Origin of the sequence: Pseudomonas proteolytica (genome assembly GCF_007858275.1) — a bacterium.
GTDB classification, from domain to species: domain Bacteria; phylum Pseudomonadota; class Gammaproteobacteria; order Pseudomonadales; family Pseudomonadaceae; genus Aquipseudomonas; species Aquipseudomonas proteolytica.
The window spans coordinates 1-11230 of record NZ_VFEV01000074.1 but is presented as its reverse complement, the minus strand read 5'-3'; the positions used below and the strand labels follow the sequence as shown (position 1 = coordinate 11230).

Below are 11230 nucleotides of genomic sequence, written 5' to 3'. Positions count from 1 at the left end.
GGCTTGATGGTCTTGAATCGGAACACTGCTGCTAAGCTTATCCACAATTGCTGGGGCAAAAATCAGCAATCCGTCCTGGGTCAATTTTCAATCGGCAGGGTGGGTCAGTTTTAAATCAGCGCCAACATTCTGTGGACTGGTTTGACCCTCTGCGTGATTTTTTCGAACACACGCGCCGTAAATCCCCAAAATCGACCAAGCTCGAACAACCCGTTCAGTTAGTGACTGAACGGGAAAGTTCGCACCCGCTCCAATTTGGCTATCCGTCTCCGACCATTTACGCCGGCATTTACGCCGGCGCTACGCGCGTGGGTAGCATCGAATACGGTTTGAACCCGATCCTCGACCGCGTGTACGTTCACAAGATTGATGTGGACGATCAGCACCGCGCAAATGGTCATGGCCTGGCCACTTTAAAAGTGCTTCATGAACAGCACCGGGTTCCGATCGTGCCGGTTCATATCTGGGGATCTGCACTAGGCTTTTGGTCGAAGGCAAAATCCGCCTTGGCAAAGTCGGGTGGCTCCATTGCCGCTGAAATCCGTGGTGAAGATGAGATGGATGCGGAAACTCAACGGTGGGAGCGATTACTGAACGCGAAGCCTGTCGATCCTGTAGATACCAGCACGCCTAATAGACGACGGCGGATGCGTTGATGAAAGACATTCTGGTAACCAAGCAGCCTGGCAAACTCACTGAAGCGCAGTACCTGGCTCTATCTGAGGTGCCAGCTGCTACCGAGTGGTTGGCCAACATTGATAATCCGCAGACCCGCCGTGCCTACAGCATCGATATCGGCGATTTCACCGCTTTCGTCGGCATTGTCCATCCGGACCAGTTCAGAGAGGTTCAACGCGCCCATGTTTTAGCTTGGCGAGCTGACCTCGAGCGCAGAGTGTTGTCTGCCGCAACCATCCGGCGAAAGCTTGCGGCGTTGACCAGCCTATTTGATCACCTGCTGGACAGTAACGCTGTGGCGGGTGGTAATCCCGTCCATGGCGTCAAGCGGCCTCCAAATGAGAGCAATGAAGGGAAGACGCCGGCGCTGGGCGACGACCAGGCCAAGGCACTGCTTGATGCTCCAGATCTGGACACCGTGAAGGGGCTTCGCGATCGAGCCCTGCTGGCGGTTCTCCTGTACCACGGCTTGCGTCGTGAGGAGGCAGCTATGTTGGATGTCGATGACCTGCAGGAACGCCGCGGCGTTCGTCATTTGAAGGTGCATGGCAAAGGTCGCAAGGTACGCTACCTGCCACTCCATCCAGTGGCTGCAGAGCGGATCCACCAGTACCTGGAAGCGGATGGGGAGCGGACCACGGGCCCATTGTTTCGCTCCGTTCGCGGGCGGACGCCAGGGGCGCGTTTGCTGGCCAACGGTATCTATTCGATCATCGGGTTTTGGGCCAAAACGGCCGGCATTGCGGTGGTTGGCCTTGGTGTGCATGGGCTGCGAGCTACTGCAGCAACCAATGCCTTGGAGCACGAGGCTGATATCGCGAAGGTCCAGACCTGGCTGGGACATTCCAATATCAGCACGACGCGGCTATACGATCGGCGTGGCCAACGGCCGGAGGATTCGCCGACCTACAAGGTCAAATATTGACGCGGATTATCCAGGGCATCATCAAACGCCGCGTTCGCACGTTCACGGAACAGATTGGGGTCGTCTTAGAAAACGGAAAATAAAGCACGTTAAGCTGGCTGCAGCGGCCGTAGCGGCCTGAACTTGCCCGCGCCGATCTTGGCGTTGCTGCGCCAGAGGTAATCGCCAGTCAGGTTGATGTGCTCCCAACCCAGCGGCGACAGATACTGCAATAGAGAGTCATCAACGGGCTTGCCGTGTCCACGCAGGGCATTCGCGGCCCGTTCCAGATAAACCGTGTTCCACAGCACGATGGCTGCCGTCACCAGGTTGAGGCCACTGGCCCGGTAGCGCTGCTGCTCGAAGCTGCGGTCGCGGATTTCGCCCAGCCGGTTGAAGAACACGGCGCGGGCCAGCGCGTTGCGGGCTTCGCCCTTGTTCAGCCCAGCGTGCACGCGACGGCGCAGCTCCACGCTTTGCAACCAATCCAGGATGAACAGCGTGCGCTCGATACGCCCCAGCTCGCGCAGGGCCACGGCCAGGCCGTTCTGGCGCGGATAGCTGCCGAGCTTGCGCAGCATCAGCGAAGCCGTCACGGTGCCCTGCTTGATCGACGTGGCCAGCCGTAGAATTTCATCCCAATGGGCGCGAATAGCCTTGATGTTCAGTCTGTCGCTGCTAATCATCGGCTTGAGCGCGTCGTAGACAGTGTCGCCCTTGGGGATGAACAGCTTGGTGTCGCCCAGGTCGCGGATGCGCGGCGCAAAGCGGAAGCCCAGCAGGTGCATCAGGCCAAATACATGATCGGTGAATCCTGCCGTATCGGTGTAGTGCTCCTCGATGCGCAGGTCGGACTCGTGGTACAGCAAGCCGTCGAGCACATAGGTCGAGTCGCGCACGCCGACATTGACCACTTTGGTGTGGAATGGCGCGTACTGGTCGGAGATGTGGGTGTAGAAAGTCCGCCCAGGACTGCTGCCGTATTTCGGGTTGATGTGGCCAGTGCTCTCGGCCTTGCTGCCGGTTCGGAAATTCTGGCCGTCCGACGATGACGTGGTGCCGTCGCCCCAGTGCTCGGCGAAGGGATGCCGGAACTGCGCGTTGACCAGTTCGGCCAGCGCCGTCGAATAGGTTTCGTCGCGGGTATGCCAGGCTTGGACCCAGGCGAGCTTGGCGTAGGTCGTTCCGGGGCAGGACTCCGCCATCTTGGTCAGGCCCAGGTTGATCGCGTCGGCCAGGATCGTGGTCAGCAGCAGGTTCTTGTCCTTGGCCAGGTCGCCCGATTTCAGGTGCGCGAAGTGCCGGGTGAAGCCTGTCCATTCGTCTACCTCCAGCAGCAGTTCGGTGATCTTGACGTGCGGCAGGATCATTGCTGTCTGGTCGATCAGCGCCTGCGCGGTGTCGGGCACCGCCGCATCGAGCGGCGTGATCTTCAGGCCCGACTCCGTGATGATGGCGTCCGGCAGCTCGTTGGCCAGCGCCATGCGGTTGACGGTGGCGAGCTGCGTTTCCAGCAGCGTCAGCCGGTCATGCAGGTACTGGTCGCAATCGGTGGCCACGGCCAGCGGCAATTCGCTGGCCTGCTTGAGGCTGGCGAATTTCGCGGGCGGCACCAAATAGTCCTCGAAGTCCTTGAACTGGCGCGAGCCTTGTACCCAAATGTCGCCGGAACGCAGCGCGTTCTTCATCTCCGACAGGGCACACAGTTCGTAGTAACGCCGGTCAATGCCGGTGTCGGTCATGACCAGTTTCTGCCAGCGCGGCTTGATGAAGTCGGTCGGCGCGTCCGCAGGCACCTTGCGGGCATTGTCGCTGTTCATGCCGCGCAGTACCTCGATGGCGTCGAGCACGTCCTTGGCGGCGGGCGCGGCCCGCAGCTTGAGCACGTCGAGGAATTCCGGCGCGTAGCGGCGCAGCGTGGCGTAGCTCTCGCCGATGCGGTGCAGGAAATCGAAATCCTCGGGCTGTGCGAGTTTCTGCGCCTCGGTGACGCTCTCGGCAAAGGCATCCCAGGACATGACGGCCTCGATGGCAGCGAACGGATCGCGGCCAGCTTGCTTGGCCTCGATCAGCGCCTGGCCGATGCGGCCGAACAGCCGCACCTTGGCGTTGATCGCCTTGCCGGACGCCTGGAACTGCTGCTGATGCTTGTTCTTGGCGGCGTTGAACAGCTTGCCCAGGATGCGGTCGTGCAGGTCAATGATTTCGTCGGTGACGGTGGCCATACCCTCGATGGCAAGCGCGACCAGGGTCGCGTAGCGGCGCGGCGCCTCGAACTTGGCCAGGTCGGCGGGCGTCATCTGGCCGCCCTCGCGGGCAATCTTGAGCAGCCGGTTCTGGTGAACCGACCGCTCGATGCCGGAAGGCAGGTCGAGCGCCTGCCACGCCTTGAGGCGTTCGATGTGTTCCAGCATGTGCCGCGAGTTCGGTTTGACGGGCGACTGGCGCAGCCAGGCCAGCCAGGTCGTTTTGCCGTTGTCCCGGCGCTTGAGCAGATCGTCGAGGCGGCGGCGATGCGCGTCCGATAGCGGTTCGGCCAGGGCATCGTAGATGCGCCGGTTGGCGCGGGTAATCGCTTCGGCGGTCGCTCGTTCGACGGCGTTGATGGCAGGCAGAATGACCGACTGCCGCCGCAGATGATCGACCAAGGCGCTGGCCAGCACGACGCCCTTGTCGGTTTGCATGGCCAGCTCGGTCAGCCACTGGACGGCCTGCCGGTAGTGGCTCATCGTGAAGGGCTGGAAGCCGAACACCGTTTGCAGTTCGACCAGGTGCTCGCGCCGGGTCTGTTCCCGCTGGCCATACTCGCCCCAGCGTTCGACGCCAACCTTGAGCTGGTCAGCGACCAGTTTCAGCAAAGGCGGAAACGGCGGCTCATCGACGCCAAGGATGACACCGGGAAAGCGCAGGTAGCAGAGCTGCACGGCGAAGCCCAGGCGGTTGGCCGGGCCGCGCCGCTGCCGAATGATGGACAGGTCGGTGTCGCTAAACGTGTACTGACGAATCAGTTCTTCCTTGGTATCTGGCAATGCCAGCAGGCTGTCACGCTCGGCAATGGACAGGATAGAACGGCGTGGCATGACAAGGCTTCCCTGAGTGCTTTTGATCACCTGATCCGAGCGTAAGGCCTGCAACTAATAACCCATGAGCAATCATGGGTTATTTTTGGCTGAGTGCTGCTACCGAAAGCCCGGACGCGACGAAGGTCAGTCCGGCGCCGACATTCAGGCCGTTGACAACTTTTGGCTTGCGCTGCAGCCAGGTCGACAGGCGCGTTGCAAAAATTCCCATGAGCGCAAAGCCCAGGGCGGTCAACGCGGCGAACCAGGTGCCGTAGACCAGCATCTGCACAGTGACCGAGCCCAATGATGGGTTGACGAACTGTGGAATGAACGCAAGCACAAACAGTCCCGGCTTAGGGTTAAGCGCCGCAGACAGGAAGCCGGTGAGGAAGATGCTTTTGAGCGATTGCCGTGCCGCCGGTTTGAAGTTGATCAGGCTGCGCGAACGCAAGACCTTGATACCCAGCCACACCAGGTAGCTGGCGCCGATCACTTTTACGACCCAGAAGGCCACGGCGGATGTCTGCATCAATAGGGTCAGGCCCAACGAGGCGGTGGCTACGTGAAACAGAATCCCGGTGCCCGACGCAACCCCCGAAATGGCCGCCGCCATGCGCCCCTGGCTCAGGCCCCTGGCGATGGCCAGCAGGTTGTCCGGCCCGGGGGAAAGCACCAGCAACAGGCAGGCGGCGGTATAGGTCAGCCAGATGTCCAGAGGGAACATAACGAGATTCCTTTCGTCAACGGTTCAAGGCAGCCATCGTGTTCCAACTGGAGGTCCAAGATCAAGATTAATCCAGATGCCTATGCGCTAGCGCTTTAGAACGCGGTCTTCACTTGCAGGCCCAGCATCAGTGCATGGTCGATTCCCAGCCCGGAAAGCGCCCCCAGCTTGATGATGTATCGGGGCAAAGGGGCAGCCAGGAGATGGTCTGGTAGCCGTAACGCAACGCTGTTGATGCTGGTCGCCAGGGCGTTGCCGGCAAGCCGGCTCCTACAGGTCAGTGGGTGCTTTCAGTGGTTCGCACCTGAATAACACGCTTTGGCTGGCACGCAGTTGCTCGACACAATTGAACGGCTGCAAGCCCTGGATGCCTCGCTTGAGGTCACGTACCCGACGGGCGATGTAAAAGCTGCGGTCAACGGGCAAGGTAGCCAAGTCCTCGACCCGGCGTGCCTGCCCCTGCGTATAGAACTCCCCCGAGTACGAGCGCCGGCCCCAGTAAAAGAGGGTTCCGGGACGCTCTGCCTGCAACTGCTGCCAGGCCCTGGCGAGCTCACGTTGGTTATTCGGCCGGTCAAAGGCGCGGCCGTCGATGGCAGCGATCAGCAGCCATACCGGCAGCAGCAGCGCGAGGATCAACCCAATGATGGTTTTGCCGGTTTGCCAGGGCACAGCCTTGAGTGCGCCAGCCAGCAGCAGGCTCCAGGCCGGCAGCGATGGCAGCAGGTAAGTCCACAGGATATTGCCGGAGAACGTGAAAAATACCGGCGTAGCCAGGGCCCACAGGGCGATAAAACCATAGTAGCGACCCGACAGGGCCGAGCGGCGCAGGGCGAAGTACACCGCTGGCAACAGCAGCGTCCAGGGAAAAAGCGCGAGCATCAGGTCCATCCAGATGGCGCCCGTGGGCCGGGCATGGGCGCTGCCGTACAAGTCTCCGGCCCATTTGCTGACCACATAACGCTTCCAGTGCTCGCCGATCAGGAAGTAATCGAGAAACCCCGGCGTGCGCTGTTCAGCAATCACGTACCAAGGCACGGCAATCACCAGCATCAACGCAAGGCCCAGCAGCCAGGGCAAGTGCAAAAAGGCACGCCATTGTCGGTAGTAAAGCGTCCAGATCACAGCTGGAGCCCCCACCAGCACCAGCACCAACGGCCCCTTTGCCAGCAACCCGAGGCCCAGGCCGGCAAATCCTGCCAGTGCCCAACGGCGGTCGCCCCGTGTCATGCCGCACCAGAAGCCATAGCTGGCCAGCAGTACCGAGAAACTCAATGCCGGGTCGGTCAACACCACACCTGCTGACAACAGGCCGAGGGTTGAGCTGGAAAAGATAATTGCCGCCAATACCGCCGTTTTTTCATCGGCCTGCTCACGGGCAAACCGGATGATGATCAGGCAACTGGCGACATGCAGCAGCCACGCCGGAAAGCGAATGGCGAATTCATTGATACCCAGCAACTTCATGCCCAGCGCCTGGGTCCAGAACGACAGTGGCGGCTTGCCCCAAAAAGGTACGTCCAGCTCGAACAGCGGGGTTACCCAGTTGCCGAGTACCAGCATCTTGCGGGCCATTTCCGCGTAGCGGGCTTCCGAGGTGTCCATCAGCGGGTACAGCCCCAGGCTTGCCAGGCGCAGGGCCAAAATGGCGATCAATACCAGCCATAGCGTACGGGTCGTTATCATCAGTGGTTTTCTTGTTCGCGAGGGTGTATCGGGCAGGGGTGCTCCGGCCGTTCAGGGGCTTCGCCGAGCAGGTTGTCGAGTAGATAGATGGGACGCTGCCTGACTTCGCTCAACGTTGCCCCGAGGTATTCGCCGATCATTGCTATGCCCACGGTAATGAACGCAGCAATGCCCATGATCACGTGATGGGCATTGGCGGTGTTTACGCTCATCTGCTGGATGATGAGCACCATGGTGGCGATGAAAATCATCAGGCTGAGCAGGCTGAACCAGCGCAACGGCTTGCGCGACAGCGCCAATACGCCTTCGATACCGAGGTCGATCAGCGCCAGCGGCCCCCATTTGCTGAGACCGGCGCTACGCGGCTCACGGTCATAGGGCAACTCGATGGTATTGAACCCCAGCCAACTGATCAGGCCCTTCATGAAACGCGTCCGTTCCGGCATACCGCGCAGCGCTGCCAGGGGCGCCGGGCCAATCAGGCGGAAGTCGCTGACGTCTGCGGGAACATCAAACTTGTCGGCCAAAAAGTTCATCAGTTTGTAATAGAGGTGGGCACTGATACGTTTGCTTGAGGTATCAGACAGGCGACTGCGGCGCTGCATATTGACGATATCGCTACCGGTCAACCAATGATGAACCATGAGTGGAATAAGTTCGGGCGGGTCTTGCAAGTCGGCATCAATAAATAACAACGCATCCCCGACCGCATAATCAATACCGGCGACCATGGCGGCTTCCTTGCCAAAGTTACGGCTCAGGTTCAAACAACGAACGCCAGGCGTCTGGCAATAACCATCCAGTAGCGCCAGTGTTTCATCGCGGCTGCCGTCGTTGACATACACTACTTCGTAGCGAATGCTGAGTGTCTTAAGTACAGCCATTAGCCGCTTATGAAAAAAAGGCAGTACCTTGGCTTCGTTATAACAACAGACAATCACACTGAGCATCGGACGTGGGGAGCGCTCAGCTCTTGATCGATTCATGGCGAAAGCTCCAGTACTGGTTGATTTGGTAAGTGATCAACGTCAGGGCACAGGTGGTGATCACCTGCATCAGCCATAGGCGCTGGGGCCAGTGCTCCAGCAGGAACGCCATCAGGGCCAGGTTTGTACCGTTGTAGACCAAGGCCGTGATGCTGAAGCGCAGCCATTGATAAGTGTCGGATGGGCGAGCCTTTGTAAACGTCCAGCGCTTGTTGCCCTGATAACTAACAACAGTCCCGACTATTGCTCCCAGTAACGTCGCAATGAGTGCGGGCAGAACCAGAGACAATAACAAAAGTGTTATGTAATGAGCGCCAGTGGCAAATATTCCAACGATCAGATAGTAAGGCAAGGTTGTAGAGGGTGGCGATATCATTGAGAGAACTGCATGTGTTCAAGAGGCTGTATGGTGTTGACTTTAACTACTCATGGGAGCCGGCGTGTGAAAAAAATGTTTAAGAGCGTCGATATTACCAAAGTGTAATTTTGGTGTTGGGTAGTTGTTAGGGCAATGTCATCAACCTAAGCTGCAGCCCTGCCCAAGGCAAGCCCCCCGAAGCAGCCAGCCGCCATGGCCGTCGGGCGATGACCAGGCCTCTGCCGCTCAATCAGGCGGTCTAACTGGGCTGGCGGTGATGTGATCATCGTCTGTTCCGGCTGTCTAGGCGAGATTTCTCGTTCTCCGGACGAGCCTATGCCGACCGCTTGTGGCCAGCTTTTTTTTGCACGGAGGTTGGGCGGTGGTGTTTCTTCAGCGCGTCGGTTTGTAGCCCTCACAACCTCGGCTGGCTGCGCGTTTGCGTTGGCGCGCAAAGCTACGGCCTGAGCGTACGGCACTGAGGCTTTTAGCCATCAAGGCCAGCACATTGCTCAGCCCCTGAGCACAGTGCCGCACCAGCAGCTCGACCAGGGTATTTTTGAGCCGTGACACGCCTTGGGTGAAGTTGACTTTCCATCGCAGCTTGCGACCTTTGTGGCGCTGTTCGATGACCGGCTGTAGCAGGTGCTGCATCAACAGCGCCAGGTTCTTCAACAGTTGAGCGGCATGAAAGTCCTGCTTTACAGCAGTCACGCTGCGGCCGCTGAAGTTGTCCAGCGTCAGGGTTTGTTTGAGGCGACGGAAGTCGGTTTCGATGCCCCTGCGGCGGTGGTAAAGCTCGGCAAACACCTCAGCGGGAAAGGCTTCTCGATCCAGCAACGAGGTCAGCAATACCTCGCTTTCGCCGTTGGCCAACTCGACCCGGATCAGTCTCAGCTCGATCTGGCTGGCAGGATCAACGCCAGCCTCGGAGCAGAACAGACGTGCTTCAGGATGGTTGGCCACGAAAAGCTGTGTGTCTTCAACTTGGCCAGAGTATAGAAACGCTTTGACCTGGGCGTTATAGCCACAGGGCAGGCGCATCAGAAAGTGCCGCTGTTGCTGCGCGAACAGCGCGAATAACCAGTGCCCAGGGTAACCACGGTCAAACAGCGTCAGGCTGTCAGCCGGCAGGTGCTCAAGGTGCAGATGGGCACAGTCGCGCTCGCCGACGGTCAGGGGCACGATCAGGCTATGCAGGGTTTGACCGTCAGCGACTTCGTAGAGTGTGGACAAGCGAGCCATGGGAAAGCCAGAGTGACTGCCAAAGAAGGTCGCCATGGTCGACTCCAGGGGTAAATGCACGGTCGAGCCATCCACCGCGAGCACCCTCAGCCCACGCCACTTCTGACGCAGCCCGAAGCAGTCAATTTGTTGCTGCAGGAGGTGATTGAGACTTTCAAATACCTCGGGGTTGAGCTTTTTGCGCGCTTTGCAGAAGGCCTGCGCAGTGACCATTTGCGTCTCAGTCGACGCCTGATTGAGTACGCGATAGAACTGATCGAGTTCGGTTTGCAGGGCCGTGCGCGGCTGATTGAGCAGGAACAGGACGAGGTTCTTGAAGGTGAGCTGGCGTCGGCGGGTAAAGTCTTGAGGATTCTGGCGGTGGGCGGCGATGAAGGCGGGACAATCGAGCGGACTGGTTATTTTTTGTACAATTTTCAAACCAGGGCTTGGCTGGCGGTGTCAAGCGATGCGGTATAGGTAGTCAAAAGGGCTTCTCCCATGCACTGATTTGAGCGCTAATTATATGATATTTATGGATAATTTCCAAAGTTGATGACATTGGCTGAAAGCGGATCATAGCGTTGAAGTTGATACGGTTTATTCTGACACTCAAGGCCAGTCCGCAACAGTGTTTGCATTCACCCATTTGCTGGGCATCAATCTAATGCCTCGCATCCGCAACTGGCGCAACCTGGTCATGTATCGGCCTGATCGTTCGGCCAAGTACATGCACATCAACAGCTTCTTCACTGATACGGTCAACTGGAGCCAGATAGAGACACATTGGCAGGATCTGATGCAGGTGGCGCTGTCGATTCAGGCCGGCAAAATATCCTCGCCAATGCTGCTGCGCAAACTCGGCTCTTACAGTCGTCGCAACAAGCTCTACCATGCAGCGCAGGAGCTGGGATGTGTAATCCGGACAATTTTCCTGCTCAAATGGATTGGCAGCCGTGAGTTGCGCCAAGAAGTAACCGCCAATATCAACAAAATCGAGTCCTACAACGGTTTCTCTAAGTGGCTATCCTTTGGCGGCGATGTGATCGCCGAGAACGATCCAGATGAACAACAGAAACGCTTGCGTTACAACGATATGATTGCTTCCTCCGTGATCTTGCAGAACACCGTCGACATGATGCGCATCCTGCAGAAGCTCGCCCGTGACGGCTGGCAGTTTACCGATGACGATGTATCGTTTCTTAGCCCCTACCTGACCAGCAACGTCAAACGCTTTGGAGAATTCAATCTCAGCCTCAAGCGCCCACCGGAACCCTGGATCAAGGATTCCATTTTCCAGCAGGCGGCGGGCTCAATGCGTGCGAAACAAATGCCCAATAGCAAAGTTGAGGAGGCGAACTAATGCACATCCCGCCGGCTTCGTTTCGAGTGACACCCTATGGGGACGTCGATGCCAAGGCACTCGATTCTCTGCGCGCGAGCTACGACATCTCTCAATTACTTAACTTGGTGGACCGGCTGTATGCGTCCGGGCATCACCCCTTGCGTAACTAAACCGGCTGCCACCTATGCGGCAGCAACTCCTCAATTTCACTCGCCCGCTGCGTCGGCAGACGCGTGAGGACGTCCTTCAAGTAGGCATACGGA

9 protein-coding genes and 1 pseudogene are annotated in these 11230 nt (G+C 58.6%); 3 read left to right on the top strand and 7 right to left on the bottom strand.

From position 1 onward, the window contains the following. The first annotated feature begins 131 nt into the window (after positions 1–131). Both FIV38_RS29545 and FIV38_RS29540 read left to right on the top strand, forming a co-directional pair. A complete protein-coding gene (locus FIV38_RS29545) occupies positions 132–656 on the top strand; it encodes a hypothetical protein (RefSeq protein ID WP_092238408.1) in 525 nt (174 codons plus the stop codon). Next, on the top strand, positions 656–1603 hold the full coding sequence (locus tag FIV38_RS29540) for a tyrosine-type recombinase/integrase (protein ID WP_092238411.1): 948 nt from the start codon (positions 656–658) through the stop codon (positions 1601–1603). The genes FIV38_RS29545 and FIV38_RS29540 overlap by 1 nt, the downstream gene beginning before the upstream one ends. A gap of 89 nt (positions 1604–1692) precedes the next feature. Here FIV38_RS29540 and FIV38_RS29535 read toward each other — a convergent pair whose 3' ends face one another. From FIV38_RS29535 to FIV38_RS29510, 6 genes are all read right to left on the bottom strand, one after another. Continuing rightward, a complete protein-coding gene (locus tag FIV38_RS29535; protein ID WP_092239361.1) occupies positions 1693–4662 on the bottom strand; it encodes a Tn3 family transposase in 2970 nt (989 codons plus the stop codon). A gap of 79 nt (positions 4663–4741) precedes the next feature. Next, on the bottom strand, positions 4742–5368 hold the full coding sequence (locus tag FIV38_RS29530; protein WP_019334890.1) for a LysE family translocator: 627 nt from the start codon (positions 5366–5368) through the stop codon (positions 4742–4744). Positions 5369–5638: 270 nt separating this feature from the next. Further along, positions 5639–7054, bottom strand: coding sequence for an ArnT family glycosyltransferase (locus tag FIV38_RS29525; protein WP_019334892.1), 1416 nt, complete (start codon positions 7052–7054; stop codon positions 5639–5641). Then, positions 7054–8004, bottom strand: coding sequence for a glycosyltransferase family 2 protein (locus FIV38_RS29520; RefSeq protein ID WP_019334893.1), 951 nt, complete (start codon positions 8002–8004; stop codon positions 7054–7056). Before FIV38_RS29520 ends, FIV38_RS29525 begins: the two co-directional genes overlap by 1 nt. A 16-nt stretch (positions 8005–8020) precedes the next feature. Then, on the bottom strand, positions 8021–8416 hold the full coding sequence (locus FIV38_RS29515; protein WP_082758871.1) for a GtrA family protein: 396 nt from the start codon (positions 8414–8416) through the stop codon (positions 8021–8023). A gap of 375 nt (positions 8417–8791) precedes the next feature. Then, complete coding sequence (locus tag FIV38_RS29510) at positions 8792–10063, bottom strand: IS4-like element ISPa1635 family transposase (RefSeq protein WP_139273611.1); 1272 nt, start codon at positions 10061–10063, stop codon at positions 8792–8794. A 124-nt stretch (positions 10064–10187) separates the two neighbouring features. Here FIV38_RS29510 and FIV38_RS29505 point away from each other — a divergent pair. Next, a pseudogene (locus FIV38_RS29505) lies at positions 10188–10985 on the top strand (Tn3 family transposase); the annotation flags it as partial. Between the two features lie 148 nt (positions 10986–11133). Here the strand turns inward: FIV38_RS29505 and FIV38_RS29495 are convergent. Continuing rightward, positions 11134–11230: transposase domain-containing protein (locus FIV38_RS29495; RefSeq protein WP_146492580.1), on the bottom strand; the 97-nt coding region annotated here is incomplete at its 5' end.

What these genes read in the sequence shown, in the direction of transcription:
- FIV38_RS29535 (WP_092239361.1), bottom strand. Translation starts at nt 4,662, where the DNA reads ATGCCACGCCGTTCTATCCTGTCCATTGCCGAGCGTGACAGCCTGCTG.
- FIV38_RS29540 (WP_092238411.1), top strand. Translation starts at nt 656, where the DNA reads ATGAAAGACATTCTGGTAACCAAGCAGCCTGGCAAACTCACTGAAGCG.
- FIV38_RS29520 (WP_019334893.1), bottom strand. Translation starts at nt 8,004, where the DNA reads ATGCTCAGTGTGATTGTCTGTTGTTATAACGAAGCCAAGGTACTGCCT.
- FIV38_RS29525 (WP_019334892.1), bottom strand. Translation starts at nt 7,054, where the DNA reads ATGATAACGACCCGTACGCTATGGCTGGTATTGATCGCCATTTTGGCC.
- FIV38_RS29530 (WP_019334890.1), bottom strand. Translation starts at nt 5,368, where the DNA reads ATGTTCCCTCTGGACATCTGGCTGACCTATACCGCCGCCTGCCTGTTG.
- FIV38_RS29515 (WP_082758871.1), bottom strand. Translation starts at nt 8,416, where the DNA reads ATGATATCGCCACCCTCTACAACCTTGCCTTACTATCTGATCGTTGGA.